This is a genomic window from Sphingomonas sp. SP4, assembly GCF_058313375.1.
Genome location: NZ_JBZFLE010000001.1, coordinates 1,642,501 through 1,667,917, shown reverse-complemented (window position 1 = coordinate 1,667,917; position 25,417 = coordinate 1,642,501). Strand labels below are relative to the sequence as shown.

At 63.0% G+C, this 25,417-nt stretch carries 32 protein-coding genes; 19 read left to right on the top strand and 13 right to left on the bottom strand.

The features are described from left to right. The first annotated feature begins 6 nt into the window (after positions 1–6). Together AC4GYV_RS08545 and AC4GYV_RS08540 are read left to right on the top strand one after the other, a co-directional pair. Positions 7–231: a YnbE family lipoprotein gene (locus AC4GYV_RS08545; protein ID WP_491100225.1), complete on the top strand. Its 225-nt coding sequence runs from the start codon at positions 7–9 to the stop codon at positions 229–231. Further along, entirely contained in the window at positions 228–590 is a 363-nt protein-coding gene (locus tag AC4GYV_RS08540) for a YdbL family probable chaperone protein (protein WP_491100224.1), read from the top strand. Before AC4GYV_RS08545 ends, AC4GYV_RS08540 begins: the two co-directional genes overlap by 4 nt. On the opposite strand, the gene AC4GYV_RS08535 is transcribed toward AC4GYV_RS08540, so the two are convergent. Continuing rightward, positions 578–1,303, bottom strand: coding sequence for a PdaC/SigV domain-containing protein (locus AC4GYV_RS08535; RefSeq protein ID WP_491100223.1), 726 nt, complete (start codon positions 1,301–1,303; stop codon positions 578–580). The genes AC4GYV_RS08540 and AC4GYV_RS08535 overlap by 13 nt on opposite strands. A gap of 146 nt (positions 1,304–1,449) precedes the next feature. Between AC4GYV_RS08535 and AC4GYV_RS08530 the strand changes: the two genes are divergently transcribed. From AC4GYV_RS08530 to AC4GYV_RS08510, 5 genes are read left to right on the top strand one after another with little or no spacing between them, the layout of a single operon-like run. Further along, on the top strand, positions 1,450–1,785 hold the full coding sequence (locus tag AC4GYV_RS08530) for an AtpZ/AtpI family protein (protein ID WP_491100222.1): 336 nt from the start codon (positions 1,450–1,452) through the stop codon (positions 1,783–1,785). Between the two features lie 31 nt (positions 1,786–1,816). Continuing rightward, positions 1,817–2,569, top strand: a complete 753-nt coding sequence (locus tag AC4GYV_RS08525; protein ID WP_491100410.1) for a F0F1 ATP synthase subunit A — start codon at positions 1,817–1,819, stop codon at positions 2,567–2,569. Between the two features lie 27 nt (positions 2,570–2,596). After that, positions 2,597–2,824, top strand: coding sequence for a F0F1 ATP synthase subunit C (locus AC4GYV_RS08520; protein ID WP_491100221.1), 228 nt, complete (start codon positions 2,597–2,599; stop codon positions 2,822–2,824). 40 nt (positions 2,825–2,864) lie between these two features. After that, positions 2,865–3,356: a F0F1 ATP synthase subunit B family protein gene (locus AC4GYV_RS08515; protein WP_491100220.1), complete on the top strand. Its 492-nt coding sequence runs from the start codon at positions 2,865–2,867 to the stop codon at positions 3,354–3,356. Continuing rightward, positions 3,349–3,891 (top strand): F0F1 ATP synthase subunit B family protein, encoded by a 543-nt coding sequence (locus AC4GYV_RS08510; RefSeq protein ID WP_491100219.1) that lies wholly within the window; start codon positions 3,349–3,351, stop codon positions 3,889–3,891. The genes AC4GYV_RS08515 and AC4GYV_RS08510 overlap by 8 nt, the downstream gene beginning before the upstream one ends. Positions 3,892–3,936: 45 nt before the next feature. Here AC4GYV_RS08510 and AC4GYV_RS08505 read toward each other — a convergent pair whose 3' ends face one another. Together AC4GYV_RS08505 and paaZ are read right to left on the bottom strand one after the other, a co-directional pair. Next, the gene (locus tag AC4GYV_RS08505; RefSeq protein WP_491100218.1) at positions 3,937–4,365 is read right to left on the bottom strand and encodes a CBS domain-containing protein; all 429 of its coding nucleotides are present in this window, start codon (positions 4,363–4,365) and stop codon (positions 3,937–3,939) included. Between the two features lie 62 nt (positions 4,366–4,427). Continuing rightward, complete coding sequence (paaZ, locus tag AC4GYV_RS08500; protein ID WP_491100217.1) at positions 4,428–6,449, bottom strand: phenylacetic acid degradation bifunctional protein PaaZ; 2,022 nt, start codon at positions 6,447–6,449, stop codon at positions 4,428–4,430. A gap of 44 nt (positions 6,450–6,493) precedes the next feature. Between paaZ and AC4GYV_RS08495 the strand changes: the two genes are divergently transcribed. Next, positions 6,494–7,450 carry a threonine ammonia-lyase gene (locus AC4GYV_RS08495; RefSeq protein WP_491100216.1) on the top strand — a complete coding sequence of 319 codons (957 nt, stop codon included), beginning with the start codon at positions 6,494–6,496 and terminating at the stop codon, positions 7,448–7,450. Here AC4GYV_RS08495 and AC4GYV_RS08490 read toward each other — a convergent pair. Beyond that, positions 7,447–8,220, bottom strand: a complete 774-nt coding sequence (locus AC4GYV_RS08490; protein ID WP_491100215.1) for an SDR family NAD(P)-dependent oxidoreductase — start codon at positions 8,218–8,220, stop codon at positions 7,447–7,449. The two genes, AC4GYV_RS08495 and AC4GYV_RS08490, sit on opposite strands and share 4 nt — an antisense overlap. Positions 8,221–8,248: 28 nt before the next feature. Here AC4GYV_RS08490 and AC4GYV_RS08485 point away from each other — a divergent pair, with 28 nt between their 5' ends. Further along, positions 8,249–9,484, top strand: a complete 1,236-nt coding sequence (locus AC4GYV_RS08485) for an acyl-CoA dehydrogenase family protein (RefSeq protein ID WP_491100214.1) — start codon at positions 8,249–8,251, stop codon at positions 9,482–9,484. Continuing rightward, the gene (locus tag AC4GYV_RS08480) at positions 9,481–10,500 is read left to right on the top strand and encodes a phosphotransferase family protein (protein ID WP_491100213.1); all 1,020 of its coding nucleotides are present in this window, start codon (positions 9,481–9,483) and stop codon (positions 10,498–10,500) included. Before AC4GYV_RS08485 ends, AC4GYV_RS08480 begins: the two co-directional genes overlap by 4 nt. Here the strand turns inward: AC4GYV_RS08480 and AC4GYV_RS08475 are convergent. Together AC4GYV_RS08475 and paaG are read right to left on the bottom strand one after the other, a co-directional pair. After that, a complete protein-coding gene (locus tag AC4GYV_RS08475) occupies positions 10,497–10,901 on the bottom strand; it encodes an OsmC family protein (RefSeq protein WP_491100212.1) in 405 nt (134 codons plus the stop codon). The two genes, AC4GYV_RS08480 and AC4GYV_RS08475, sit on opposite strands and share 4 nt — an antisense overlap. Before the next feature lie 3 nt (positions 10,902–10,904). Continuing rightward, on the bottom strand, positions 10,905–11,684 hold the full coding sequence (paaG, locus tag AC4GYV_RS08470) for a 2-(1,2-epoxy-1,2-dihydrophenyl)acetyl-CoA isomerase PaaG (RefSeq protein ID WP_491100211.1): 780 nt from the start codon (positions 11,682–11,684) through the stop codon (positions 10,905–10,907). A gap of 26 nt (positions 11,685–11,710) precedes the next feature. Between paaG and paaI the strand changes: the two genes are divergently transcribed. Further along, positions 11,711–12,151: a hydroxyphenylacetyl-CoA thioesterase PaaI gene (gene paaI / locus AC4GYV_RS08465; RefSeq protein WP_491100210.1), complete on the top strand. Its 441-nt coding sequence runs from the start codon at positions 11,711–11,713 to the stop codon at positions 12,149–12,151. 13 nt (positions 12,152–12,164) lie between these two features. Here the strand turns inward: paaI and AC4GYV_RS08460 are convergent, their stop codons facing one another. Further along, positions 12,165–12,521 (bottom strand): energy transducer TonB, encoded by a 357-nt coding sequence (locus AC4GYV_RS08460; protein WP_491100209.1) that lies wholly within the window; start codon positions 12,519–12,521, stop codon positions 12,165–12,167. A gap of 114 nt (positions 12,522–12,635) precedes the next feature. Here AC4GYV_RS08460 and paaA point away from each other — a divergent pair, with 114 nt between their 5' ends. Genes paaA through AC4GYV_RS08420 form a run of 8 tightly spaced genes read left to right on the top strand, consistent with a single transcriptional unit; the run spans position 12,636 to position 21,052 of the window. Beyond that, positions 12,636–13,616: a 1,2-phenylacetyl-CoA epoxidase subunit PaaA gene (gene paaA / locus AC4GYV_RS08455; RefSeq protein WP_491100208.1), complete on the top strand. Its 981-nt coding sequence runs from the start codon at positions 12,636–12,638 to the stop codon at positions 13,614–13,616. Further along, a complete protein-coding gene (gene paaB, locus AC4GYV_RS08450; RefSeq protein ID WP_491100207.1) occupies positions 13,613–13,897 on the top strand; it encodes a 1,2-phenylacetyl-CoA epoxidase subunit PaaB in 285 nt (94 codons plus the stop codon). The genes paaA and paaB overlap by 4 nt, the downstream gene beginning before the upstream one ends. Beyond that, the gene (gene paaC / locus AC4GYV_RS08445) at positions 13,897–14,655 is read left to right on the top strand and encodes a 1,2-phenylacetyl-CoA epoxidase subunit PaaC (RefSeq protein ID WP_491100206.1); all 759 of its coding nucleotides are present in this window, start codon (positions 13,897–13,899) and stop codon (positions 14,653–14,655) included. The genes paaB and paaC overlap by 1 nt, the downstream gene beginning before the upstream one ends. After that, positions 14,655–15,728, top strand: coding sequence for a 2Fe-2S iron-sulfur cluster-binding protein (locus tag AC4GYV_RS08440; protein WP_491100205.1), 1,074 nt, complete (start codon positions 14,655–14,657; stop codon positions 15,726–15,728). The genes paaC and AC4GYV_RS08440 overlap by 1 nt, the downstream gene beginning before the upstream one ends. Positions 15,729–15,747: 19 nt before the next feature. Next, on the top strand, positions 15,748–16,947 hold the full coding sequence (locus tag AC4GYV_RS08435; protein ID WP_491100204.1) for an amino acid aminotransferase: 1,200 nt from the start codon (positions 15,748–15,750) through the stop codon (positions 16,945–16,947). Then, entirely contained in the window at positions 16,940–18,997 is a 2,058-nt protein-coding gene (locus AC4GYV_RS08430) for an alpha-ketoacid dehydrogenase subunit alpha/beta (RefSeq protein ID WP_491100203.1), read from the top strand. The genes AC4GYV_RS08435 and AC4GYV_RS08430 overlap by 8 nt, the downstream gene beginning before the upstream one ends. A 2-nt stretch (positions 18,998–18,999) precedes the next feature. After that, entirely contained in the window at positions 19,000–20,199 is a 1,200-nt protein-coding gene (locus AC4GYV_RS08425) for a dihydrolipoamide acetyltransferase family protein (RefSeq protein ID WP_491100202.1), read from the top strand. A gap of 52 nt (positions 20,200–20,251) precedes the next feature. Then, on the top strand, positions 20,252–21,052 hold the full coding sequence (locus AC4GYV_RS08420; RefSeq protein WP_491100201.1) for an SDR family NAD(P)-dependent oxidoreductase: 801 nt from the start codon (positions 20,252–20,254) through the stop codon (positions 21,050–21,052). Here AC4GYV_RS08420 and AC4GYV_RS08415 read toward each other — a convergent pair whose 3' ends face one another. The 6 genes from AC4GYV_RS08415 to AC4GYV_RS08390 are packed head-to-tail and all read right to left on the bottom strand — an operon-like array spanning position 21,053 to position 25,409. After that, the gene (locus tag AC4GYV_RS08415) at positions 21,053–21,337 is read right to left on the bottom strand and encodes an ATP-binding protein (protein ID WP_491100200.1); all 285 of its coding nucleotides are present in this window, start codon (positions 21,335–21,337) and stop codon (positions 21,053–21,055) included. Further along, complete coding sequence (locus AC4GYV_RS08410; protein ID WP_491100199.1) at positions 21,279–21,929, bottom strand: response regulator; 651 nt, start codon at positions 21,927–21,929, stop codon at positions 21,279–21,281. The genes AC4GYV_RS08415 and AC4GYV_RS08410 overlap by 59 nt, the downstream gene beginning before the upstream one ends. Next, on the bottom strand, positions 21,929–22,369 hold the full coding sequence (locus tag AC4GYV_RS08405) for a response regulator (RefSeq protein WP_491100198.1): 441 nt from the start codon (positions 22,367–22,369) through the stop codon (positions 21,929–21,931). The genes AC4GYV_RS08410 and AC4GYV_RS08405 overlap by 1 nt, the downstream gene beginning before the upstream one ends. Beyond that, positions 22,366–23,853, bottom strand: coding sequence for a sensor histidine kinase (locus AC4GYV_RS08400; protein ID WP_491100197.1), 1,488 nt, complete (start codon positions 23,851–23,853; stop codon positions 22,366–22,368). Before AC4GYV_RS08400 ends, AC4GYV_RS08405 begins: the two co-directional genes overlap by 4 nt. Positions 23,854–23,908: 55 nt before the next feature. Then, entirely contained in the window at positions 23,909–24,637 is a 729-nt protein-coding gene (locus AC4GYV_RS08395) for a metallophosphoesterase family protein (RefSeq protein WP_491100196.1), read from the bottom strand. Then, a complete protein-coding gene (locus tag AC4GYV_RS08390; RefSeq protein WP_491100195.1) occupies positions 24,624–25,409 on the bottom strand; it encodes a nucleotidyltransferase in 786 nt (261 codons plus the stop codon). Before AC4GYV_RS08390 ends, AC4GYV_RS08395 begins: the two co-directional genes overlap by 14 nt. Between the last annotated feature and the right edge of the window lie 8 nt (positions 25,410–25,417).

The following is a 25,417-nucleotide window of genomic DNA, read 5'->3' as shown; positions in this document are numbered from 1 at the left end:
GAGAAGATGATGAAGTCCCTTATAGCCCGTCCCGGATTGCTCGCCATCGCGGCCCTATCGGCGCCACTGGCGAGCTGCATCTCGCTCAAGGCGCCCGAGAAGCCGATCGACATCAACCTCAACGTGACGATCCGCCAGGAAGTGCTGGTGCGGTTGCAGCGCGATGTTGAGCAGCTGATCAACCAGAATCCGCAGGCCTTCCCGCAGCAACAGCAGAAGAAGCCTCAGTGAAGAAACTTGTCATTCTTCTGGCGTTGGCAGGTGCCGCGCCAGCAGTAGCGCAGTCGCCTGCCGTCGATGCGGCGCGCGTCGAGGGATCAGTGGGTGAGCGTTACGACGGATATCTTGGCGTGGCGGCGCCTGTTTCGGGTTCGGTGCGGAGCCAGGTCGCGACGATCAACATCCGCCGGCGCACGCTCTACAGCAATCTCGCGTCCAGCCGGGGCGTAAGCCCTGCAGATGTCGGGATCACGGCCGGCTGCCAGCTTCTCTCTCGCGTAGCGGTCGGCGAGGCCTATCTGTGGAACGACGGAACCTGGCGCAGGCGGGCGGCGGGCCAGCCGGCGCCGGTGCCGAGCTACTGCCGCTGAGGCTCGAATGACCCACGATAGAGGGGCTTGATCGCTGCGATCAGTTGCCGGCTGACTGGCAGCGTCACCTCATACTCGCCCTCGACATAAGGCCCCGCGACGTAAGGTGAGGCGGTGAAGGCGATCGCGTCGAAGCGCCCATTCTTGTTCTTGTCGACGGGCGCGATGGCCAGATCGGAGTATTTCGGACAAGCGTTGAAGTCAGGGAGGTTCATTTTCTCGCCCTGACGTCGCTTGTTTCGCTCCTTGTTCAGGGCGGCACAGTAGGGGCCCTTGGTCAGGGCAGAAAACGCGCTTGGCCGCAAGAACAGGGATTCGAGGCTGATCTCCCGGTTCATGCTGCGATCCCACAGGAGCGCGCCATAGACGGTGTTCGGATGAGCCCCGCCTTCGAAGCTGCCGAGATCGCTCTGGAGTGAGAGGAGCCGCGGTGTCTGCCCGGCGGTGGTCCAGTCCATCGAAAAATCGTGCCCGTTGAAATCGCGCTTGTCCTGCCGCGCCAGCTTCTGGTCTTCGCTCGCATTCTTCAGGGCTTCGGCGAGCTTCTTCTTCGCATCATTATAGAAGCGCGTGTCGAGCGCGGGGATCGCGACGGCTTCGGCCGGCCAGGTGTAGCTGAAATCCAGCGGCGGCGTCTGTCGCACGACTTTGTGAGGGCCAGGGGCTGCTGCGGTCAGCGCCAGTGCTACGAAAGCCAATATCACCCGTTTCATTCCCGCGGCTTACAGCCGTATCCCGCAGTTGACTATCTGCAGCCCCGTTCATAAAGGGTCGGCGCCTTGGCGGAATTGTCGTCCGCCATGTCCCTCGCCCGTGCCTGCCCTTGGATTTCAGCGGGGGCGACGCACAGGGGAAAGACATGGCTGAGGAAGATTCCGAAGAGGTCCCGAAGCTTCCGCAAGATGCACGGCTCGAATCCCTCAATGAGAGGCTCGACCGGGCGCGACAGCGCGAGGCCGAGAAGGCATCCAAAGTGCAGGTCGACCCCAATATGCGGGTCGCTCAAACTGTGATTGGGTATCTGATCGGCGGCCCTCTGGGGGGCGGACTGCTCGGGTGGGGTTTGGACAGCCTATTCGGGACCAAGCCCTGGTTGACGTTGCTGATGCTTTTCCTCGGTTTCGGGGTCGGCATCAGGGGCGTGCTTCGAAGTTCTAAGGTGCCGCCAGGGCAGAACCCTGGCGCTGGACGGTAAAGAGGAACGCGTGGCCGGCAAGATCGACCCGATGCATCAGTTCACGGTGGAAACACTGGTTCCGTTGCATATCGGCAAATACGACATCAGCTTCACCAACAGCGCAGCCTGGATGGTTGCCGCGCTCCTTGCGCTCGGTATCTTCATGTGGGGCGGAATGAAGCGTCAGGTCGTCCCTGGCCGCTGGCAGATGGCGGTCGAAGGGCTGACCGGCTTCGTCGACGATCTGGTGAAGGTGAACATCGGTCCTGAAGGCAAGAAGTTCACCCCCTTCATCTTCGCGCTCTTCACCTTCATCCTATTCGCGAATTTCCTCGGCATGCTGCCGCTGGCGATCGTGCCAGGCTGGCATGCCTTCACGCCAACGAGCCACTTCAGCATCACTGGGGTGCTTGCCATCGTAAGCTTCTCGATCGTGATCATCGTCGGCATTTGGCGGCACGGCTTGCACTTCTTCTCGCTTTTCCTGCCGGCCGGAACGCCGATCTACATGGCGCCGCTCATCGTTCCGATCGAGATCGTCTCGTTCCTGGTGCGGCCCTTCAGCCTCGCGCTCCGACTGTTCGTGGCGATGATGGCAGGCCACATCCTGATGGAAGTGTTCGGAAGCTTCATCGTCAGCGGCTTCGCTTCGGGCAGCGCCACGGGCTTTGGCGTGGGTCTCATCAGCTTCATTTTCATCGTCGGCGTTGGCGCGCTCGAGCTGCTGATCTGCGCCCTCCAGGCTTACGTTTTCGCTCTGTTGACGTCGCTGTACCTCAGCGACGCGATCAATCTTCACTAACCAACTGTTTCTAATAGGAGTTTCAACATGGACGTTGCATCCGCAAAGCTCATCGGCGCTGGTCTCGCCGCCATCGGTACCGGTGCTGCCGCCATCGGCGTCGGCTTCGTGTTCGGTCAGTTCCTCAACAGCGCGCTGCGCAACCCGGCAGCTGCCGACGGTCAGCAGGGCCGCCTGTTCCTAGGCTTCGCGCTCGCCGAGCTGCTCGGCCTGATGGCGTTCACCGTCGCTCTGCTCATCCTGTTCGTTTTCTGAGCTGAAAGCCGCGGCGCGATAGCCCGCGGATAGGACCGACATGCCTCAACTTAACCAGCTTCCCGACATCTTCTGGTCGCAGCTCTTCTGGCTGACGGTGGTGTTCGGTATCATTTTCTTCGCGATCGGGCGGGGAATGGTGCCGAAGATCCAGGGCACCGTGGACTTGCGTCAGAAGCAGATCGCTACGGATCTCGAGCGTGCGCAGGCCGCGCGCCAGGAAGCGGATGAAACGGAGGCTGCGTGGCGCGCGCGGATGGATGCCGCGCGTGCAGACGCTGCCCGCATCGCTCAGGAAGCCAAGGCGGCGAGCGCTCGTGATACCGAGACGCGGGTCAAGGCTGCGGCCGATGACATCGGGAAGAAGGTTGAGTCTGCCGAGGCGCGACTTCGCGATGCAGTCGGGTCGGCTCGCGCCGAGATCGAAGGTGTCGCGGCCGATGCCACTCGGGAGATGGTGCAGCGGCTGGCCGGCATCGAAGTGAATGCGGCTGACGCCGCAGCAGCGGTAAAGGCTGAACTGAATGTCTAAGGCACAGGTCCATACAAGCACCGAAGTGCCGACCCACGAGGCCGAACCGACTGCATTCGGCCTGACGGCGCCTGCCTTCATTGCGCTCGCGATGATCTGCGTCATCGCGCTTCTTATCTGGAAGAAGGTCCCTGCTGCGATTGCCGGAGCGCTCGACAGCAAGATCGCCACGATCCGGGACCAGCTCGCTGAAGCCGAGACTCTGAGGAAAGAAGCCGAGGCGCTGAAGGCCGAGTATCAGGCTAAGGCGGCGTCGGCGGACAAGGAGCGTGACTCGCTTCTCGAGCGCGCGCGTCACGAAGCCGAAGAGATCGTGGCCAAGGCGAAGACTGACGCGGAAGCTCTGGTCGAGCGCCGCACGCGCATGGCGGAAGACAAGATCGCTGCGGAAGAGCGGACGGCCATCGAGCAGCTTCGCGCCGCTGCGGCCGAAGCGGCCACCAAGGCCGCAGCGCGGATCATCTCGGAACGTCACGACGCGGCGACCGACGCCAAGATCGTCGATCGCGCGATCAAGGAAATCGCTTCCCGCTAAGGACGGTTCCTGCGCAGCCAGAAACCCTGCGCAAGAGCACAGCAGCTATTGGCGGTGTTCACCACCTGGCTGAGTGACGCCCTCCAGCGCCTCTGACGCACATTCAGTGTCGGTCTCGCGGCTGAGATCGCCCAGGCTGACGATGCCGCATAGCCGCTCATCCTGATCGATGACCGGCAACCGCCGCACCTGCGAATTGCTCATCTTGGTCGCGGCGTCTTCGACATCATCGTCGATATGGATGACCACGAGATCGCCGGTCATCAGGTCGCGCACCGGCGTGTCCGGGCCGTAGCCCTTGGCGATTCCGCGAACGGCTATGTCGCGATCGGTGATCATTCCGATAAGCCGTTCGCCCTCCGTGACGGGGATCGAACCGGCATCGGCATCGAGCATGAAGTTCGCGGCCTCTTGCACCGGTTGGTCCGGCCGCACCGTCTGCACGTCGCGGGTCATCACTTCGCTGACTTTCATGGTCGCTCTCCTCGGGGAAACTCGACGCTGGAAACGAACAGCGATCCGGCCGGTTGCGGCTCCTAAGGCACGTTCTCGGTCAAGAGATCGTAGGTGGCGACCAACTCATCCCTCTGGTTGAAGACTTCGACCGCCCAGCGGACCTGGCCAGTATCTTCCGACTTGATCGATTTGGCGCGCACGGTGAGTTCGACGCGCACGCTGTCGCCAGGGTAAAGCGGCGTCAGGAAACGAAGGTTTTCCAGCCCCGTGTTGGCGAGCACCGGACCCGGATCCGGATCGACGAACAGGCCGGCGGCGAAGCTGAGGATCAAATAGCCGTGCGCAACCCGCCCTTCGAAAATCGGTGAGGCCTTCGCCGCCTCCTCGTCCATGTGCGCGTAGAATTTGTCGCCGGTGAACTCCGCGAAATGTTCGATGTCCTCAAGCATCACGGTGCGGCTCTCGGTCTGCCAGGTGTCACCGATGTGAAGCTCGCTCATCTTCAGGCGGAACGGGTGGACATCGATGATGCGCTTGGGGGCGCCCGGCACATATTGCTCGGTGATCGCGGCGATCATCGCAGGCGAGGACTGAAGCGCCGTCCTCTGCATGTAATGCTTCACGCCTCGAACGCCGCCCATTTCCTCACTCCCGCCCGCGCGTCCGGGACCGCCGTGCACGAGGACCGGAAGCGGCGAACCGTGGCCGGTGGACTCAGCAGCATTGGTGCGATCGATGACGAGCATGCGGCCGTGATAGGCCGCAGCGCCTTGCACGAACTCTCGCGCAGCATCGGGCGAATGGGTGAATAGCGAAAGCGCAAGGCTGCCCTTGCCCCGGTTCGCCAGTGCGATCGCGTCGGTGATGTCTTTGTAGGGCATGATCGTCGAAACCGGACCGAACGGCTCGCAGTCGTGAACGGCAGCATTGTTCCACGGATCGTCGGTGCGCAGGAGGACTGGCTGCAGGAACGCCCCGCCCGGGATTGGCGGATCGGCATTCGGATCACCGGCAACGATCCGCGCGCCCGCGGCCTCAAGCTCCGCGATCTTCTGACGCACGTCTTCGCGCTGGCTGACGCTGACGAGCGCCCCCATGCGCGTATCCTCGGCGCGCGGATCGCCCACCTTGGTCTTGGCCAACCGTTCGCCAAGCGCCTGCTGGACCGCATCGAGATATTCCGCTGGCGCCATCGCGCGGCGAATGGCGGTGCATTTCTGCCCCGCCTTCACGGTCATCTCGGTCGCGACCTCCTTGATGAAGAGGTCGAACTCGGGCGTGTCGGGCGCCGCATCAGGACCCAGCAACGATGCATTGAGGCTGTCCTGCTCGGCCACGAAGCGAACGGACTCGCGGATGACGTTGGGGTGCGTACGGAGCTTCAGTGCAGTGGAAGCCGAGCCTGTGAAGCTGACGATGTCCTGACCCGTGAGATGATCGAACAGATCACCGACACCGCCGACGATCAGCTGGATAGCGCCGGCGGGCAGCACGTTCGCTTCGATCATGATCTTGAATGCGGCTTCGGTCAGGTAGGCAGTGGCCGAGGCCGGCTTCACGATCGCCGGCACCCCCGCCAGTAAGGTGGGCGCCAGCTTCTCCAGCATCCCCCACACGGGGAAGTTGAAGGCGTTGATGTGCACCGCGGCGCCCTGAAGCGGTGTGTAGATGTGCTGGCCAACGAAGGTGCCGTTCTTGGATAGGCCCTCGAGCTGACCGTCGAGCAGCACATGTGCGTCCGGGAGCTCACGGCGGCCCTTCGACGAAAAGGAGAAGAGCGTACCCGCGCCGCCTTCGATGTCGATCCAGCCGTCCTTGCGCGTCGCGCCGGTCAAATAGTTGAGCTCGTACAGCTCCTCTTTGCGTGCCATGATCGCGAGGCCCAGCGCCTTGATCATGCGCGCCCGCTCATGGAACGTCAGCCTTCGAAGAGCCGGACCGCCGACCTCGCGCGCGTGGCGAAGCATGCCGCCGAAATCGAGTCCGCTCGATCCGGTGAGCGCTACCGGAGCGCCGTCGATCGCGCTGGGGATCTCCGCGAGGTTGCCGTCACCACCGATCCAGCGATCACGCTGGTAATTTAGGAGCTTGAGAGTCTTCATCGCGCCTCCTTAGAAGAAGATTGGCGCCAGCAGGAGAGGCATCGATGATCGAACCGGTACGACCGATTGCGATCGAGGATATCGAACAGGCGCGCGATCGCGTCGCTACGACCGCGCTGCGGACGCCGCTGGTCAGGATCGACGTCGGCGACCCGCGCGAAATCTATCTCAAGCTCGAGAACCTGCAGCCGACCAACGCCTACAAGATTCGCGGCGCGACTAACGCGGTGGCGCGCCTGTCGGACACAGAGCGGGCACGCGGTGTCTGGACGATCAGCGCCGGGAACGCGGGTCAGGGCGTCGCCTATGCAGCGCGGAAGTTCGGCATTCCGGCTTCGGTCGTCGCTATCGAGACGGCGCCGCAGACCAAGCTCGATCGCATGCGCGCCCTCGGCGCGACGATCCTCCCTGTGTCCTACGAACGAGCATGGGTTGCGGCGGAGGCTCATGCCTTTCCGGGGCTGGAGGGCACGTTCGTTCACCCCTTCGACAAATATGACTTCATCGCCGGCCACGGCACCATGGGGTTGGAGATCTTGGAAGATTGCCCCGACGTCCGGACGGTGATCTGCGCCATTGGTGGAGGCGGGCTGATCACCGGCGTCGGCAGCGCGATCAAAGGCCGTCGTCCAGACGTGAGGGTGCTCGGCGCCGAGCCGGAAACTGCGGCTCCTTATGCTTTGTCGTTGAAGGAAGGTGGCCCGCAAAAGTTTGCAAGCTGGGAGGCATCGTTCGTCGATGGAGCCGGCGGCCAGAGTGTCACCGAACGGATGTGGGAGCGCATGCGACCGGTCACCGATGGCGCCATCACCGTGACGCTGGACGAGACGCGAGAGGCGATGCGGTTGATTGCGGAGAAGACCCGGACGATCGCGGAAGGCGCAGGCGCTCTATCGTTGGCGGCGGCTCTCGCTGATCAAAGCCTAGAAGGGCCGATCGTCTGCGTCGTATCAGGCGGCAACATCGACCTGAAGAAATTCTGTGAGCTGGTGAACGGCTAGGACAGCATCCGTATTTCAAACTTGCGCGTGGTCGGGTGGCTGGTCGCGAGGCCGCCATCAACCACCAGCGCAGTTCCGTTGACGTAACTGGACTCGTCGGACGCGAGGAACAGCGCGGCCCTCGCGATTTCTTCCGGCTCGCCGCCGCGCTTGAGTGGGTTGAGTTCGCCGATGCGGTGGGCCTGACCGCTTTCCCGCGCGAAATCGTACATCATCTTGGTCATGCCGGTTTCGATCAGACCGGGGCAAATCGCGTTCACGCGGACGCCTGAACCGGCGAGCTGCTGCGACGCCGTCTGGACGAGATTTACGACGCCCGCCTTCGAGGCCGAATAGGCGGCTCCGCCGGCCCCTGAACGCAGACCTGCCACGCTCGCGGTGCAGATGATCGATCCACCACCGCGCAAGTTCATCAGCGGAGCCGCGTGCTTGATCGCGAGGAATGGCCCGATCAGGTTGATGCGCAGGATCTCGGCCCAATCTTCAGCGGTCTGCTCCGAGATCGACGCCAGGCCGCCCGACACGCCGGCGTTCGCGAAGAAGATGTCGAGGCCGCCGTGATCGCGCGCGACCTGCTCGACCAGTGCGTGGACTGCTGCCTCATCGCCTGCATCCACAACAGCGTCCGCTCCGTCGGAAACGTCGGCGCCGACGACGGTCGCGCCTTCTGCGCGGAAGAGCTCGACGGTAGCCTTGCCGATACCCGAAGCAGCGCCAGTGACGATCGCAACCTTGCCTGAAAGCCGTGCCATTGGGCTGCTAATAGCCATGGCTGCGCCTTCCTGATAGGCGGCTCAAATGGATTTCAGCCTTGGGCCCGCCGAAAGCGAGTGGCGCGACCGGGTCCGCGCCTTCATGGACGAGCAGGTCCGGCCGCGTGTCCCCGACTATGATGCGCAGCAGCGCGAAGGCGATCGCTGGAAGGTGCTACCGGTCGTCGAAGAGCTGAAGGAAAAGGCCCGCGCCGAGGGTCTCTGGAACCTCTTCATGCCGCCGTCGCATGGCGCGACCCCAGTCGACGACAGCTTCCAGTTCGAAGGTCCGGGGCTCAGCAACCTCCAATATGCTTTCTGCGCCGAGGAGATGGGTCGCATCCTTTGGGCTTCGGAAGCCTTCAACTGCTCTGCGCCCGACACCGGCAACATGGAGGTCATCAACCGCTACGGCACTCGTGAGCAGAAGGACGAGTGGCTGAAGCCGCTGATGGACGGCGAGATCCGCTCCGCCTTCCTGATGACCGAGCCCGACGTCGCCTCCTCCGACGCCACCAACATCAAATGCCGCATCGAAATGCGCGGCAACGAATATGTGATCAACGGCCGCAAATGGTGGTCGAGCGGCGCCGGCGACCCGCGCTGCAAGGTCGCGATCCTGATGGGCAAAACCGACCCATCGGCCGACACGCACAAGCAGCAGTCGATGGTCCTGATGCCGCTCGACGCGCCGGGCGTGACGATAAAGCGGCACTTGCCCGTGTTCGGCTATGACGATGCCCCGCACGGCCACATGGAGATCGTCCTCGAGGACGTGCGCATTCCGCCCTCGAACATGCTGCTGGGCGAGGGCCGGGGCTTCGAGATCGCGCAGGGACGGCTCGGGCCGGGGCGCATCCACCACTGCATGCGCACCATCGGCGCGGCCGAAGAAGCGCTCGACGCGATGGTCAGGCGGCTGATGTCGCGCACTGCCTTCGGAAAGACGATAGCCGAGCAGGGCGTGTGGGAAGAGCGGATTGCCAATGCACGCATCGACATCGAGATGACGCGGCTGCTCTGCCTGAAGGCTGCGGACATGATGGACCGCGCCGGAAACAAGGCGGCGCAGGGCGAGATAGCGATGATCAAGGTTGCGGCGCCGATCATGGCCCTGAAGATCATCGACGACGCGATCCAGGCATTCGGAGCAGCGGGCGTGTCGGAAGATGTCGGGCTCGCGCGAGCCTATGCTTCAATCCGTACGCTGCGGCTGGCCGATGGGCCGGATGAAGTTCACCGCCGCGCGATTGCCCGGCTAGAGTTCAAGAAGCATCGATGACGGAGCAGCTCATCGACGAGGAAGCGCTGGGTCATTGGCTCGAAGCGAATGTCGAGGGCTTCCAGTCGCCGTTGGAGCTGGCGAAGTTCCCTTCAGGTCAGTCCAATCCCACTTATCGAGTTCGCGCGGCTTCGGGAGATTACGTGCTGCGGCGCAAGCCGTTCGGACAGCTGCTGCCCTCTGCACATGCTGTCGATCGGGAGTATCGCCTCCTCGCCGCGCTTCACCCGCTTGATTTTCCAGTGCCTGAGCCGCTTGCGCTCTGCGAGGATCCGGATGTCATCGGCGCGATCTTCTACGTCATGGAGCTGGCTCGCGGCCGCCCTTACGCGAATGGGGCACTGCCTGAGTTCGATCCGGCCACCCGCCGGGAGATGTACGAGCAGCTGATCGACACGCTTGCGGACCTTCACGTCATCGACCCGGAAGCTGCGGGGCTCGACGATTTCGGCAGGCCCGGAAATTATTTCGAGCGCCAGGTTGCGCGCTGGACGCGGCAATACCGGGATAGCCAGACCGACTATATTCCCGAGGTCGAGCGACTAATCGCTTTCCTGCCGGAGACGATCCCCGAGCAATCCCGCACGTCAATCGTCCACGGCGACTATCGCATCGACAATGTCGTGTTCGACGGCGACGGCACGCTGACCGCCGTGCTCGATTGGGAGCTTGCGACGCTTGGCGATCCGGTCGCGGATTTCTCCTACCTTGCAATGCAATGGATGATGCCCGCAGACGGGGGAGCGGGCCTAGCTGGCCTGAACCTGAAGGAGCTGGGCATTCCTTCGCTTGAGGGAATCGCTCAGCGATATTCGCAGCGTTCGGGCGTACCGCTTTCCGGCACGCTCGACTGGTACTTCGCTTACAATCTCTTTCGGCTCACCGGCATCGTTCAGGGCATCAAGAAGCGCGTGATCGACGGCACCGCGTCGCACGCGCAGGCCCAGGAAATGGCCAAGCGCGTGCCGACGTTGGCGGCCGCCGCGTGGAGCTTCGCGGAGAGGGCTGGCGCTTAGGCCTTCTCGATCGCGACCGGCACGCCGGCGCGAAGAGAATTGGCGATATTGGTGAGCGCCTTCGCGCGCTCGATCAGGTCCGACGGATCGGACCCGTCTGCCAACTGACAGTCGATCTTGATGCTCGCGTTCGTTGTCCGGCTTGGCTGTCCGCCGAATTCGAGCGTGACCGTTACTGCAAGATCGGAGATCGACACGCCGTCCTCATCGGCGAGCACCTGCAGGTCGTTGCAGATGCATCCGCCGAGCGCGAGCGCGAGCAGTTCGCCGCCATTGAAGCCGAGGCCCATCCCGCCGGCTTTCCCCTCGGGCCGGTCGGCAATGACGCTGTGCGCGCCGGCCTGACCGATTGCAGCACGGGTGCCGGGCCTCAGGCGATATTCGATGGTCGATGAGCTCATCGCTCAGCGCCCCGTGAACTTGGGCTGGCGCTTCTCCAGGAACGCCGCGACGCCCTCGCGATAGTCTTCGGTGAAGCCGAGCCGCCGCATCGTGCCGGCCTGTCGCTCGAGCTCCTCATCGAGGCTGTATTGCCAGCTCGAGCGGATCATTTCCTTCGTGGCCGCAAGGCCCAGCGGCGGGAGCGAGGCGAGTTTGTTGGCGATGGCATCCACCTCGGCGTCCAGCGCCTCGTCCTCGACTGCCTTCCAAATGAGGCCCCAATCGGCGGCCTTCTCCGCAGGCAGCGGTTCGCCCGTAAGCGCCAGAGCCATCGCCCGCGCCTGTCCAGCGATGCGCGGCAGATGCCAAGTGCCCCCGCTGTCGGGAATGAGGCCAATGGCGGAAAAGCTTTCGATGAATTTCGCGGACTTCGCCGCCACAACGATGTCGCAGGCAAAGGCGACGTTTGCGCCGGCACCGGCGGCGACGCCGTTCACCCGCGCGATCACCGGCTGCGGCATCGACGTCAGGGTGCGGATCAACGGGTTCCAATAGCCCTCGACGGTCGCGCCCAAGTCCACTGCCTCGCCCGGAGCGACGGCGCGGTCGTTGAGATCCTGACCGGCGCAGAAGCCGCGACCCGCGCCAGTGAGCACCACCACGCGCGCGTTGCCGAGGTTCGCGAGCGCGTCGCGCAGCTCCTCGTGCATCTTCACGGTGAAGCTGTTGAGCCGGTCCGGGCGATTCAGCGTGATCCGGGCAATGGCCCCATCCGCCTTGAAGTCGATGGTCTCGTAAGCCATGCCAGCGGCCTAGCGAAGGAGGGGGCGTGGACGCAAACGAACTCGCCAATCGGGTCGCCCATACAATGCTCGCCGCGGAGGGCACGGGACCCGCCTGGGATTTGAAGATCGAAGAAGTCCGCCAGGATTATGCGCGGGTGTCGATGCTCGTCCGCGCCGACATGCTGAATGGGCACGGCTTCGCTCACGGCGGCATGATCTTCGCACTGGCCGACAGCGCCTTCGCCTATGTGTGCAACGGCGCCAACCACGCGAGCGTGGCTGCTCAGGCTTCGATCGTGTTCCTGGACAAGGTACGCGAAGGCGAAACGCTGATTGCGGAGGCGGAAGAGGTCGCTCGCGAAGGTCGAGCGGGCGTCACACGCGTCGCCGTTAGCACTGGCGACGGACGTAAAGTTGCTGAGTTTACCGGGTACTCACGAACGCTTGGAGGACCGGTCATTGAATCGGGCGGGTCGGCGCGATGATGCGGCAGCCCTCTTAGGGATGCCTGTCTTCGGTTCTCCACATGATCGGCGGAGTGACGAAGACGTCTTCGATCGCCTTGCCCTGCTGATTTCGAGCGGGTTTGAATCGAGCTCTCTTCTTCAAGATCTTACACGTTTGCTTATCGAGTATGTCCCAGCCGCTGGATTCCAGAATTTCGCACCTCCTGACCGTTCCACGTGTTGAAACAAACAGGCGCGCGATCACGCGTCCTTCAAGTCCGTTCTTCTCAGCTTTTCTAGGATAATCGTCGCTGCTGAAGAGTTGGACGACATCGCGCGCGCCGGGACTCGGCGGATACAAGGTTTGGACAGACTGGGCGGCCAACAGCAGGATGAGAGTACCAATCATTAGGCAATCTCAGCACGCCTTCGTTCAAAGTAAAGGCGCGATCTGGAGCCACTCAACTGTATCGTTGCGCTTGCCCATTTGAACGTTGAGCGCCCAAGAGCTACATCGCACGCCATGTATACGACCGAGCTTCAGAAGACGGCCAAGATCGAGAATCTCGAGGATCCCAAGCTCCTTGAGGCCTTCGAGGCGCGAGTTGCGGCGGACGAGTTCATCGAGCCCAAGGATTGGATGCCGGAAGCGTATCGGCGGACGCTGACGCGGCAGATCTCTCAGCACGCGCACAGCGAAATCGTCGGCATGCTTCCTGAGGGTAACTGGATCACACGGGCGCCCTCACTTCGGCGCAAGGCGATCCTGCTCGCAAAGGTGCAGGACGAGGCGGGACACGGGCTCTATCTCTACTGCGCGGCGGAGACGCTCGGCACGAGCCGGGAGCAGATGATCGAGGCGCTGCACTCGGGCAAAGCCAAATATTCGACGATCTTCAATTATCCGACGCTGACCTGGGCGGACATCGGAGCGATCGGCTGGCTGGTCGACGGCGCGGCGATCATGAACCAGGTGCCGCTGCAACGCACGTCTTACGGGCCATATGCCCGAGCGATGGTGCGCGTGTGCAAGGAAGAGAGCTTCCACCAGCGCCAGGGCTACGAGATCATGATTGCGCTGGCGAACGGTACGACGGAGCAGCGGCGGATGGCGCAGGACGCCCTCAACCGCTGGTGGTGGCCGAGCCTGATGATGTTCGGACCGCCCGACGAGAATTCGCCTAACACTGCGCAATCGATGCGTTGGCGGATCAAGCGCGAGACCAATGACGAGCTCCGCCAGAAGTTCGTCGACATCACCGTTCCGCAGGCGGACTTCCTTGGCCTCACCGTTCCCGACCCGAAGGTCAGGTGGAACGAAGAGAAGGGCGGCTACGATTTCGGCGAGGTCGACTGGGAAGAATTCTATGCGGTCGTTCGCGGAGAGGGCCCGGTGGCGAAGGAGCGCATGAAGGCGCGCCGCGATGCCTGGGACAATGGCGCCTGGGTCCGTGAAGCCGCTGACGCTCACGAAGCCAAGCGCCGCGCGAGGAAGGCGGCGTGAGCGGTGACTGGCCGCTCTGGGAAGTCTTCGTCCGTGCCAAGGGCGGTCTTTCGCATCGCCACGTTGGCAGCGTTCATGCTCCTGACGCGGAGCTCGCGCTCCGGCACGCGCGCGACACCTACACGCGGCGCCTTGAAGGAGTGAGCCTGTGGGTGGTCCCTTCGGCGGAAATCGTTGCGTCCGATCCTGACGAGGCAGGCGAGTTGTTCGAACCGGCGGAGAGCAAGATCTACCGCCACCCAACTTTCTACGACATTCCCGACGAGGTGAAGCACATCTGATGGCTACCGTTCGGGAAGCGGACGCGCCGGTCTCCGCGCGCGAAGACTATCTGCTGCGCCTTGGCGATGACTCGCTGGTTCTCGGCCAGCGCGTGAGCGAGTGGTGCGGTCATGGGCCGGTGCTCGAGGTGGACATCAGCCTCGCCAATCTCGCGCTCGACCTGGTCGGGCAGGCGACGCTTTTGCTGAATGAGGCGGGCGACGGCGATCGGCTGGCTTTTCATCGTGACGTGCTCGACTTCCGCAATTGCCTGGTGGTGGAGCAGCCGAACGGCGATTTCGCTCAGACCATTGCGCGACACCTGCTCTACACGACCTGGCAGCACATGCTGTTCCAGCGGCTGACGGAGTCGAGCGATCAGTTCCTCCGAGAGTTCGCGCACAAGGCGGTGAAGGAAGTCGCCTATCATCGCGAGCTGGCGGCCGAATGGACCATCCGTCTCGGTGACGGCACCGAGGAAAGTGCGCGCCGGATGGCGGAAGGGCTCGATTGGAACTGGCGATTCGTGCCGGAGCTATTCGAAGTCGACGAGACGCTTCAATCACTGATCGATCTTGGCATTGTGCCAGACCCACGCACCTTCGAGGGCGAGTATCGCTCGGCGATTGCCGCGGTGCTCGCGGAAGCCAAGCTCGATGTGCCGGCCGATCAGCGCCCAATCCTTGGTGGGCGTCGCGGTCATCACAGCGAACATCTGGGTCACCTACTAGCCGTGATGCAGTTTTTGCCGCGCACTTACCCTGACGCGACCTGGTAATGTCGGTTCATTTCCACGCGCTGAAAGTCGCAGCAGTGGTTCCCGAGACCACCGAAGCCAATTCGATCCGCTTCGAGATTCCACCCGAGCTTCGGGATGCCTTCGCGTTCAAAGCAGGTCAGCATCTGACGCTGCGCGCTACGATCAATGGCGAGGAAATCCGCCGTAACTATTCACTCTGCACCGCGCCCGCGGAGACGGACTGGATGGTCACGGTGAAGCGCATCGGCGGAGGGCTCTTCTCCAACTGGGTCGGCGACCAGCTGAAGGCTGGAGACACGGTCGAGGTGATGGTCCCGCACGGCAGCTTCACCACAGAATTCAGCCCAACAAACAAGCGGCACATCGTTGGCATCGCCGGCGGGTCCGGAATCACGCCGGTCATGTCGCTCATCAAGACCCTCCTCCGCGAGGAGCCGCAGAGCCGCTTCACCCTGCTTTACGGCAATCGCGACAGCAGCTCGGTCATCTTCCTCGAAACGCTCGCAGCCTTGAAGGACAAGCATCTCGGAAGGCTCGAAATCTACCACTTCCTCGACCAGGAAGAGCAGGACATCGAGCTGTTCAACGGAATGCTGAATCGCGAGCGGCTGGAGGAGGCGATCCAGCACCTCGTGCCGGACGCTGCGGACGTGGACGGCTGGTTCATCTGCGGGCCCGGCCCGATGATGGACGCCGCAGAAGGCGCTCTGCTCGACCGGAATATCTCGAAAGAGCGCATCCATATCGAGCGCTTCACCGCCGACCGTCCTCCGGAAGCCGTGTCGCGCGAGATGGCCCAGCTTCAGACGCAGGCTGAGGGCGTGAACGTCGCCGTGACGCTCGACGGGCGCACCCGGCGCGTGCCGTTCACCGCAGGCAATATCCTGGACAGTGCGCGTGCCGCGGGCCTGCCGGCGCCGTTCGCCTGTAAGGCGGGGGTCTGCGCAACCTGCCGCGCCAAGGTGATCAAAGGTAAGGTCGAGATGGCTGCCCGCTACGGCCTCACCGACGAGGAAGTGGCCGACGGCTACGTGCTGACCTGCCAGTCCGTGCCCCTAGGGGACGGCGTAGCTGTGGATTACGACGCGTAACTTAGCTAATCGCCGTTCCATGCTCGACCAGACCGACGCAAAGGCAAGGGGGCTTGCCGATCTTCCGCCCGTAGAGTCCGACTCTCTTCTTGCGCTGATTGCGCTCTGCGATGCCGATCCACGGCCGGAGAAGATCGATGTCGGCGTCGGTGTTTACCGGGATGGTTCCGGTCGCACCCCGATCCTCGAGGTGATCAAGAAAGCGGAGCGCCGCCTGCTCGAGACGCAGACGAGCAAGTCCTACCTCGGTAGCGCCGGGGACAAGAAGTTCGCCGAACTGATCCGTCCGATCCTGCTGGGCCAGCACGCCTATGACGAACGGATTCTCGGAGTGCAGACGCCCGGCGGCTGCGGAGCGTTGCGGCTCGGGTTCGAACTGATCGCGACGGCCAACCCGAACGCGCGCGTGCTGATAGGAACGCCGACCTGGCCAAACCATCCGCCGATCGTCCGTGCGGTCGGGCTCGAGGTGGTCGAATATCCTTATTACGAGCGCGCCCAGTCCGTGATCCGCTTCGATGCGATGATCGACGCGCTGTCGCGGGCGGAGCCGGGCGACGTCGCGCTGCTCCATGGATGCTGCCATAACCCGACTGGCGCCGACTTGAATCACGAGCAGTGGGCCAAGGTCACGGATGTCGTCGTCGACCGCGGCCTGATTCCGCTAGTCGACATCGCCTATCAAGGCTTCGGGCGCGGCCTGAACGAAGACGCGCATGGCCTGCGCGGCATTCTCTCAGCTTGCGACGAAGTCATTATCGCGCAGAGCTGCGACAAGAATTTCAGCGTTTATCGCGACCGCGTCGGCTCTCTGTTTCTGAAGACCGGCTCCGTGGACGCATCGAAGAAAGCAATGGCGCACGTGTACCAGCGGGCGCGGGAGATGTGGTCGATGCCGCCGGATCACGGCGCCGCTGCCGTCCACATCGTTCTCGAAGACCAGCAGCTGCACAAGGACTGGCTCGTCGAGCTCGAAGCCATGCGCAACCGGATCAATTCCGTTCGCCAGCGCATCGCATCCGCGCATCCGCGCCTCGCCTTCATCGGGGGCCAGTATGGGATGTTCTCGATGCTGCCGATCTCGAAGGAGCAGGTGCTCCGGCTGCGCGAGAACTACGCAATTTACATGGCCGATAGTGGCCGCTTCAACGTCGTCGGCATGAGCGACGAACAGGTTGATCGTTTCGTCGAGGCGGTGACCGAGTGCCTCGATGGCTGAAAGGGATCCGGGCCGGGTGTCCGCCGACGTGAATTGGCGTGAAGTTGCGCGGCTGGTCCTTACCAGCCGTGAGATGGACCGACTGGAAGAGCAGGAGCTCGTTCCGGCGAAGAAGGTGCTCTACCAATTCAGCGCGCGCGGCCATGACATGGCGCAGGTGCTGCTCGGACTTCACCTGAAGGACGGCGACGCGGCGTGCGGTTATTACCGTTCGCGGCCTTTGCTCCTCGCGCTGGGCGTTCCGCTCGCGGATGCGCTCGGCTCGGGAATGGGCCTTGCTGGCGGCTATTCGGACGGCCGCGATATCGGCGTGGTATTCAACTATCCCAATCCGGGCGGCGCACACGCGCTTCCCATGTGCGGCGGAGTGGGCGCGCAGTACACACCGGCCGCCGGGTGGGCACAGGCGCTCAAGTACAAGCAGCACGTTCTCAAGGAGGGATCGCTCGACAGCATCGCCCTGGTCTTGGGAGGCGACGCGAGCTGCTCGACAGGGGGATTTTGGTCCGCGCTAACTATTGCCACGACACAACAATTGCCGCTGCTAATGTACGTGGAAGACAACGGTTACGGCATCTCAGTTCCCTCGGAATATCAAACGCCTGGCAAGGATATCGCCGCCAATCTCGCGAGCTTCGCCGGTCTCGAAATTTTCAACGGCGACGGCACCGATCCCGTCGAAGCGTCGCGCCTGATCAGCGATGCCGTCGGGTTTGTCCGGAAGCACCAGAAGCCTGCGCTGCTTCGGCTGAGCGTGCCTCGGCTCGAGGGTCACAGCTATCAGGACACACAAACATACAAGTCTGAAGCCGAGATCGAGGCCGAATGGGCGCGCGATCCGCTTCCCAAGCTCAAGGCGCACGTCGCCAAGCTGCAGATCGGCGATGAACAATGGGGTGACCTCGAACGCGAGGCCGCATGGCAGGTCGAAGCCGCGCGTGCCGAGGCCGAAGCTCGCGGCGTTTCTTCACCCGAGAAGGTGACGAGCCAGGTCTTCTACGAAGGCGAGTTGCAGCAGGTCGGCGGCCTATGGAACGGCGGGTACAAGGCGCCGGCTGCGACCGACGAGCCAGTGAGTTCGGGCCAGCGCATCAACATGGTCACCGCCATCCGGCGAGTCCTCGAGCAGGAGCTTGAGGCCAATCCAAAGGTGTTGGTTTTCGGTGAGGACGTTGGACCCAAGGGTGGCGTCCATGCGGTGACGCTCGGACTGCAGGAGAAGTTCGGACGCGAGCGCGTCTTCGACACGTCGCTGAATGAGGAAGGTATCGTCGGGCGCGCTGTTGGGATGGCGTTGGCGGGGCTGATGCCCGTGCCGGAAATCCAGTTTCGCAAATATGCCGAGCCGGCGACCGAGCAGATCCACGACGCGGGGACGATGCGATGGCGGACGAACAATCGCTTCGCCGCGCCGATGGTGCTGCGCGTGCCGGGTGGCTTCTTCAAATGCGGCGACCCGTGGCATTCGATGACCAACGAGGTCGAGTTCGTGCACAATCCCGGCTGGAAAGTTGCGGTGCCGTCGAACGCTGAGGATGCGGTCGGTCTTTTGCGCGGTAGCCTGCGCGGAAACGATCCGGTGCTGTTCTTCGAGCATCGCGCGATGCTGGACGACAGCTGGGCGCGGCGGCCCTGGCCCGGTGACGAATATGTCCTGCCGTTCGGCCGGGCGAAGAAGACGCGGGAAGGCGACAAGATTACGATCGTGACGTGGGGCGCCATGGTCCCCCGGTGCGAGGCGGCCGCCGATGGGTTCGGCGCCGACGTGATCGACCTTCGTACGCTGCAACCTTGGGACAAGGACATGGTGCTCGACAGCGTTCGCCGCACGCGCCGCTGTCTCATAGTGCATGAAGATCTGCGAACAGGCGGCTTCGGCGCAGAGATCGCTGCCGTCGTCGCGGACGAAGCCTTCCTAGATCTCGACGCGCCAGTGGCTCGTGTGACCATGCCGGACATCCCGAGCCCGCATCACCCGAAGCTGATGGAATGGGCGGTTCCGAGCCCGGCGCGTATTCGAGCCGAAATCGAGCGGCTGGTGGGATTCTAAAGTTGATTGAAGTTCGCGTTCCCGACGAGCAGGAAGGCACCAAGGCGGTTGTCCGTGCGTGGCTGAAGCAAATCGGCGATGCGGTCGCTGAGAACGATCCGCTGGTGGAGCTTGAGACCGACAAGGTGACGCAGGAGGTGCCTGCGCCGGCGGCTGGTGTGCTTGCCGAGATCGTCCTCGATACGGATGCGGAGGCGCCGCCTGGGGCGTTGCTGGCGCGAATTGAGACCGATGGCGCTGTCGCTGCTGCACCCAGTGCTCCCGCGAAGGCAGGAGCCCAGTCAACTGAGATAGAAGAAACTGGTCTCCTGCCTGCGCAGGAGCACGGTGACGTTACAGAGACCCGGCTTAGCCCTTCGGTGCGCAGAGCTTGCTTGCAACACGGCATCGATGCGTCCCGCATTCAAGGCACGGGCCGCAACGGTCGCGTTACTCGCGAGGATGTGGATCGAGCGGTCGCGTCAGCCACGGTGGTCAGCGTCGGAGAACCCGCGACGGCTCAACCGCGGCAGTTCTCCGCTCAGGACATTCCGCACGACCGCATGCGGATGACCATCGCCGAGAACATGGTTCGCGCCGTTTCCGAGGCGCCACACGTGACTGCCGTGTTCGAAGCCGATTTCTCGTCCGTCGGGGCTCACAAGGCGGCGATGGCGGCGAAGGGCACGAAGCTCAGCTACACCGCTTACATCGTGAAGGCGGCGGCGGAGGCGATGGCCGTGGCGCCAGCGATCAACGGGCGCTGGGAAAAGGACCGCATCGCCATCTCGCCGACGATCGACGTAGGTGTCGGCACAGCGCTTGGTGAAAAGGGGCTGGTCGTTCCGGTGGTGAAGGACGCCGGCGCCCTTTCACTCGAGCAGATCGGGGCAAAGCTCGACGGCCTCACGCGCCGTGCGCGCGAAGGAAAGTTGGAGCGTTCGGACGTGTCCGGCGGCAGCTTCACCATCTCCAACCACGGCGTCTCAGGTTCGCTTCTCGCAACGCCGATCATCCTTCATCAGGGGCAGGCGGCGATCCTCGGTGTGGGCAAACTGGAGAAACGCGTCGTGGTCCGCGAGGTCGGCGGCCAGGACGCAATCCTGGTGCGCCCGATGGCCTACGTAACCCTCACGATCGACCACCGCGTCGTCGATGGCCACCAGACCAACGCCTGGCTGTCCCGCTTCGTCGAAATCCTGGAAAATTGGCCGCAGCCGTAGGAACTTAACGCATGTTCTTCCGCTGACTCCGTGAACGTAACGGAGGTTTTGAATGGCGGAAGACAATGGTCGATCGAACTCGCGCAAGCTTGCCATCGTCACCGGGGCATCGAGCGGGATCGGATTGGAAATCGCGAAGCTGGCGGCGCAGGACGGCTATGACCTGATCGTCGCTGCCGATACGCCGTTCGTTGAGGCAGGACCGGCGCTCGAGGAATTCGGCGCGAACGTTCAGCAGATCGAGGCCGACCTGGCGACCCAGCAGGGCGTCGATCAGCTGCTTTCGCTTGTCGCAGACCGTCGGGTCGACGTGCTTGTCGCCAACGCTGGGCACGGGCTCGGCCACGGCTTCCTGGACCAGAGCCCGCCGGAGTGGATGCACGTCATCAACACCAATATCACAGGCACGTTGCTGCTGATCCAGCCGATCGTTCAGCGAATGGTTGAGCGCGGCGAGGGCAAGGTGCTGATCACCGGATCGATCGCCGGTCACGTGGCCGGCTCGTTCCAGGCGGTATACAACGGCTCGAAGGCCTTCGTGGACAGCTTCGCGGCTGCGCTGAACGAAGAGATCAAGGACAGTGGCGTCACCATCACATGCCTGAAACCGGGTGCCACCGAGACGAACTTCTTCCACCGCGCCGAGCTCGACGACACCAAGGTAGGCCAAGCCAAGAAGGACGATCCCGCCGATGTGGCGCAGGCCGGATGGGACGCCATGAACAAGGGCGAACCCGCGGTCATTTACGGGCTCAAGAACAAGATGCAGGTCGCGGCGTCCGGCATGATGACTGACGCGACGACAGCCAAGCTGCACCGGGCCCAGGCCGAGCCCGGCAGCGGAGAAGAGTAGCTAGTAAGCCGCGCGGAGGATCGCGCGCGTTCCTGGATGGTCCGGGTCGTAGTCGACCTGGCTCGATAGCGACCGGGCCATCGCCCCGATCAGCTTGGTGCCGAGGCCCGTGCCGCGCGCTTCGCCGTTCGCCGTGAAGCCGCGGCCGTCGTCTTCCACCGACAGCATGAAGTGCTGCGATCCGGCCCGTCGGAAATCGACGCGGACTTCGCCGGCAGCGCCGTCGTCATAAGCATATTTGCAGGCGTTGCTGACCAGCTCGTTGACGATGACGCCGAGCGACATCCTGGGCGATGGCGTCGATGCGGCGCTGCGTATCCGCGAGTGCGTCGCGTGCCAACCCTTCGGGCAGGTTGCGCGACTGCATGCCGACCATCGTCGACACGATCTGCAGTGAGTTGGCGACGCGGTGATTGACCTCCTTCAGGAGCGTCTGAAGGTGATCGTTCGAGATCCTCAGCGCTTCTTCGGCAGCGGCCTTTTCATCGGCCATGCGGCGTTTCGCCAATGCCAGAGTGAACGCCTGCTCCAAGAGATCGACGAAGTCGTCGCCGGTCGACTTCACCACATATTCCGATGCGCCGGCTCTCAGCGCCGCGATTGCCACGCGGCTTTCCTCGGAGCCTGTAACGTAAACGATCGGCGGGCAGTCCGGCAGCTTGTGAAGCTCCGCCATCGTCTCGAGCCCGTCCATGCCAGGCATGTAGTGATCGATGCCGATCAGCTCGAAATTACCCAACTTAGCGAGTTCGATCCCTTCCGGACCATTCGCCGCGGAGGTGATCGTGTGACCGCGACGGCCGAGCAGCCGCTCGACCAGCCGGCGGGTGCCGGGGTCGTCGTCAATATAAAGGATATTACGCGGCTGCTGCTGCATCAGGCTTCGGGATCGGGAACCTGAATGACCGAGAGGAAAAGGCCAAGTTGGCGGATGGCGTCGGCAAAGCTGTCATAATTGACCGGCTTAGTGATGTAGACGTTGCAGCCGAGGTCGTAGCAGCGCTGGATTTCGCGCTGGTCGTCCGTCGTCGTGAGCACCACCACGGGCGTGCGCTTCAGCCCATCGTCGCTCTTCACCTTCGCGAGGATGTCGGTGCCGCTCATATCGGGAAGGTTGAGGTCGAGGAGGACCAGGGCGGGGCCATTCATCTTGGGCCCGTCACTGTGGCTCAACAGATATTCCAGTGCCTCGCCGCCGTTGGTGAAGTGGAAGATCTGATTGTTAATGCCGGCCCGGCGAATGTTCTTCTCGATGAGCCGGGCGTGACCCTCGTCATCCTCGATCATAACGATGTTCACCGGACGATGATCGTTCAATTCCCCACCCCTTGCTCTTCGTAAGTCTCTGGAAGGCTTACCTGAAATGTAGCCCCTTGGCCAAGCTCCGACTGTAGGTCAATGAACCCGCCCAGCCGGTACGCCAGGGCGCGCACGTGAGCGAGACCAATGCCTTCGCCCGGCTGATCCTGCGCGCCGGATCGACGGAAGAGGTCGAACACCCGCTCGTGATCCTTCGGGTCGATGCCGCGGCCGTTATCTTCGACTTCGAAAAGGACGCGACCAGCCTCGCGTCTGCCTCGGATGACGATCTGACCGGGGCGGCCGGGCTGCAGATATTTCACGGCGTTCTCGATGATGTTCGAGAAGATCTGCTCGATCGCGACGCGGTCGCTGATAATGTCTGGAACGGGCTGCTCGACCGTGATCGTTGCACCGGTTTCGACCAACCGCTGCTCGAGTGAGGCAGCGATGCCATCCAAGAGTTCGCCCATGTTGAGGCGCTCAGGAGTTAGCGTCCGGCGCCCTTCTCGCGACAGCTTCAGGATCGCGTTGATCAGCCGATCCATCTTCTGCGTCGAGGATCGTATAAAACCGATGGCTTCGGGCAGGTCTTCACGGGCAGCCCGCGTTTCGTCCGTCAGAAGCTGCGGTGCTTCCTTCTCCGCCCTCTCGAGTAGCACGCTAAGCGACTTGTTGGTCTGCTCGAGCTCCGACGTGAAGCCGAGGATATTCACCAACGGTGAGCGCAGGTCATGGCTGACGATGTAGGCGAAGCGCTGGATTTCCTCGTTGGCTCGCCGAAGGTCGGCGGTCCGCTCCGCAACAGCGCCTTCCAAATTCGTGTTGAGGACGTGCAGGCGGTCGCGCGCGGTCACCAGGGACTCGGTGTAGCGCCGGACGATCACGACGACTGCCGCGCCGAGTGCCAGCAACAAGATCCCGGTGACCACCAGGATGACGAACAGCACCTTCGCAACGCCCTGTTCCTGAGCGGTGCGCCTAGCCAACAGACCCTGTTCTTCAGCCCGCATCGCGGCGGTGATTTTGCGGATCGACGCGACACGTTGGCTGGCCACGTCTCTCCCGAATGCGCTTCGCGCGTCGTCCAGTTGTCCCGCGATGGCCAGCTTCAGGATCTCATTAAGACGCTCTGTTTCCTCGGAAAGGAGCGGGCGCAATCTTGCGAGGTTCTGAACCTGCACCCGATTGTCGCTCGTCAGCGATGCAAGGCGATCCGCGGCTGCTGGCATTGCAGCAGAGTTCGCCCTGAAGGTTTGCAGGCGGGCAGGGTCGGGAGCCACCAGGTATCCGCGCGCTGCTGTTTCTGAGCGCTCAACGAACAGGTCCAGCTGACCGAGCTGATCCACTACCTGGTAGGTGTGCGTGACGAGGGCCGCGCTTCGCTGGTTCACACCCAAGGTGAGGATTACCGCGACCAGCGCGGTGAGCAGCAGCAGGAAGCCGACAACGATGCCGGTCAGGGCAAGCCGGGCGAACCGGCGGTCGTCGATTTGAATCATCGGCTTGCCATGAATTTAGGCCGGGATAGTTGCCCGGTTCAGCAGTCGCAAGCGCCTACACTTCGACAATGGCGTAGGGTTTGCCGGTCAGCGGCCTAAGCACGAATTGCGCGACATTGTAGACCGGGATGCCGCGAGGAGTCCTGCCCTCATAGGTGCCGTGATGAGCGTGGCCATGGAAGACCGCTTTGACGTGGTCGAAGCGGTCGATCGGTTCGCACAGCCGCTGCGAACCGAGATACTGGAAGATGGCCTCCGGCTCGCCTTCGATGGTGTCCACGACCGGGGAATAGTGGAGCACCGCAACGCTGCGCTCCGTACGCAAAGTCCGAAGCTGGTTTTCCAGCTTGCGGGACTCGTTCATCACCTCGTCGACAAAAGCCTTGGCGATTGGCTCCCCGAATGGAGCCAGTTCGCCGCGTCCGTAACCGCCCATGAAGCCTTTGACTCCGGCGAAGCCGACGCCGTCGACTTCCACGGCTTGCTCATCGAGCACCTTCATGCCCGCGCCGTGCAGGATCTCGACGACCTTTTCGGGCTGGCCGCATTCATAGTCGTGATTACCCAGGACGCCGAGCACCGGGATGGAGCAGGACTTGATGTCGTCCGCGAGTATTTCCGCCTCGGTCGTCTTCCCGAAGTTGGTAAGGTCCCCGCACAGGACGAGCACGTCGGCGTTGGCCGAGATTTCCGCGAACATCTCGCGGTAAGGCGCGACGCTATCCTCCTGCACGTGAAGGTCGCCGATCGCTGCGACGCGCAGCTTTCCGTCATTCGTGGGCATATTGTTCTTCGAGATTTCCTACTGCGTCGGAGAAGCCCCAGTCATCGACATCGACGGCATAGTCGCGGGGCGAGAAGATTCGGCCGCGGCAGACCTTCTTGCCCGGACCTTTCACGTCATACTGGTCGCGCAGGCGCTCCATCAGCTCGTCCATGATCCAGCGAGGAACGACGTGCCTTTCGCTCGGATAGACGAAGCGGAAGTTCAGCAGCGCCATCAGCAGCACTTCCCAATAGAGCTCCATGTGGCTGAGCAGTTGCCGCCAATCGATCTGTTCGTGTTGCTTCAGGATCATGTGCGCGACGTCGGCGCCGTCGTAACGATGATGGTCCTGGACGAAGATCTTCGACCAGATGAACTGGGTCGGGGGCACCAGCTGCACCTTCGCACCGAACAGTTCGGACGTTGGTGCATTGACGAACCATTCGTCAGTCACGTGCGTGGTGACCGTTGGCATGTTGTAGATGATGTCGACGAAAAGATCGCCGCGGGTGATCCGCGAAAGCCAGCGCTCGTCGACAATCTCAACGTCGAACCCTTGCTCCTTGAAATAATGGAGCATCTTCAAGCAGTCGCCGGCCTTGGTGAAGACGTCCACGTCCTTCGTCGGCCGGTCGATGCCTGTATAGCTGGCGAGCGCGTAGGTGCCGGACACCAGGAAGGGGATTTCCGATTTGGCCATCAACTGAAGCACTTCGGAATAGAAGGCTTCAGCCGCCGGGGGCGGCTGCATCAGCGGGGCGTTGCGCCTGGTTTCGACTTGAACGTCCATTCAGCCGC

What these genes read in the sequence shown, in the direction of transcription:
- AC4GYV_RS08545 (WP_491100225.1), top strand. Translation starts at nt 7, where the DNA reads ATGATGAAGTCCCTTATAGCCCGTCCCGGATTGCTCGCCATCGCGGCC.
- AC4GYV_RS08535 (WP_491100223.1), bottom strand. Translation starts at nt 1,303, where the DNA reads ATGAAACGGGTGATATTGGCTTTCGTAGCACTGGCGCTGACCGCAGCA.
- AC4GYV_RS08530 (WP_491100222.1), top strand. Translation starts at nt 1,450, where the DNA reads ATGGCTGAGGAAGATTCCGAAGAGGTCCCGAAGCTTCCGCAAGATGCA.
- AC4GYV_RS08525 (WP_491100410.1), top strand. Translation starts at nt 1,817, where the DNA reads ATGCATCAGTTCACGGTGGAAACACTGGTTCCGTTGCATATCGGCAAA.
- AC4GYV_RS08520 (WP_491100221.1), top strand. Translation starts at nt 2,597, where the DNA reads ATGGACGTTGCATCCGCAAAGCTCATCGGCGCTGGTCTCGCCGCCATC.
- AC4GYV_RS08515 (WP_491100220.1), top strand. Translation starts at nt 2,865, where the DNA reads ATGCCTCAACTTAACCAGCTTCCCGACATCTTCTGGTCGCAGCTCTTC.
- AC4GYV_RS08510 (WP_491100219.1), top strand. Translation starts at nt 3,349, where the DNA reads ATGTCTAAGGCACAGGTCCATACAAGCACCGAAGTGCCGACCCACGAG.
- AC4GYV_RS08505 (WP_491100218.1), bottom strand. Translation starts at nt 4,365, where the DNA reads ATGAAAGTCAGCGAAGTGATGACCCGCGACGTGCAGACGGTGCGGCCG.
- paaZ (WP_491100217.1), bottom strand. Translation starts at nt 6,449, where the DNA reads ATGAAGACTCTCAAGCTCCTAAATTACCAGCGTGATCGCTGGATCGGT.
- AC4GYV_RS08495 (WP_491100216.1), top strand. Translation starts at nt 6,494, where the DNA reads ATGATCGAACCGGTACGACCGATTGCGATCGAGGATATCGAACAGGCG.
- AC4GYV_RS08490 (WP_491100215.1), bottom strand. Translation starts at nt 8,220, where the DNA reads ATGGCTATTAGCAGCCCAATGGCACGGCTTTCAGGCAAGGTTGCGATC.
- AC4GYV_RS08485 (WP_491100214.1), top strand. Translation starts at nt 8,249, where the DNA reads ATGGATTTCAGCCTTGGGCCCGCCGAAAGCGAGTGGCGCGACCGGGTC.
- AC4GYV_RS08480 (WP_491100213.1), top strand. Translation starts at nt 9,481, where the DNA reads ATGACGGAGCAGCTCATCGACGAGGAAGCGCTGGGTCATTGGCTCGAA.
- AC4GYV_RS08475 (WP_491100212.1), bottom strand. Translation starts at nt 10,901, where the DNA reads ATGAGCTCATCGACCATCGAATATCGCCTGAGGCCCGGCACCCGTGCT.
- paaG (WP_491100211.1), bottom strand. Translation starts at nt 11,684, where the DNA reads ATGGCTTACGAGACCATCGACTTCAAGGCGGATGGGGCCATTGCCCGG.
- AC4GYV_RS08460 (WP_491100209.1), bottom strand. Translation starts at nt 12,521, where the DNA reads ATGATTGGTACTCTCATCCTGCTGTTGGCCGCCCAGTCTGTCCAAACC.
- paaA (WP_491100208.1), top strand. Translation starts at nt 12,636, where the DNA reads ATGTATACGACCGAGCTTCAGAAGACGGCCAAGATCGAGAATCTCGAG.
- paaC (WP_491100206.1), top strand. Translation starts at nt 13,897, where the DNA reads ATGGCTACCGTTCGGGAAGCGGACGCGCCGGTCTCCGCGCGCGAAGAC.
- AC4GYV_RS08440 (WP_491100205.1), top strand. Translation starts at nt 14,655, where the DNA reads ATGTCGGTTCATTTCCACGCGCTGAAAGTCGCAGCAGTGGTTCCCGAG.
- AC4GYV_RS08435 (WP_491100204.1), top strand. Translation starts at nt 15,748, where the DNA reads ATGCTCGACCAGACCGACGCAAAGGCAAGGGGGCTTGCCGATCTTCCG.
- AC4GYV_RS08430 (WP_491100203.1), top strand. Translation starts at nt 16,940, where the DNA reads ATGGCTGAAAGGGATCCGGGCCGGGTGTCCGCCGACGTGAATTGGCGT.
- AC4GYV_RS08420 (WP_491100201.1), top strand. Translation starts at nt 20,252, where the DNA reads ATGGCGGAAGACAATGGTCGATCGAACTCGCGCAAGCTTGCCATCGTC.
- AC4GYV_RS08415 (WP_491100200.1), bottom strand. Translation starts at nt 21,337, where the DNA reads ATGTCGCTCGGCGTCATCGTCAACGAGCTGGTCAGCAACGCCTGCAAA.
- AC4GYV_RS08410 (WP_491100199.1), bottom strand. Translation starts at nt 21,929, where the DNA reads ATGCAGCAGCAGCCGCGTAATATCCTTTATATTGACGACGACCCCGGC.
- AC4GYV_RS08400 (WP_491100197.1), bottom strand. Translation starts at nt 23,853, where the DNA reads ATGATTCAAATCGACGACCGCCGGTTCGCCCGGCTTGCCCTGACCGGC.
- AC4GYV_RS08395 (WP_491100196.1), bottom strand. Translation starts at nt 24,637, where the DNA reads ATGCCCACGAATGACGGAAAGCTGCGCGTCGCAGCGATCGGCGACCTT.
- AC4GYV_RS08390 (WP_491100195.1), bottom strand. Translation starts at nt 25,409, where the DNA reads ATGGACGTTCAAGTCGAAACCAGGCGCAACGCCCCGCTGATGCAGCCG.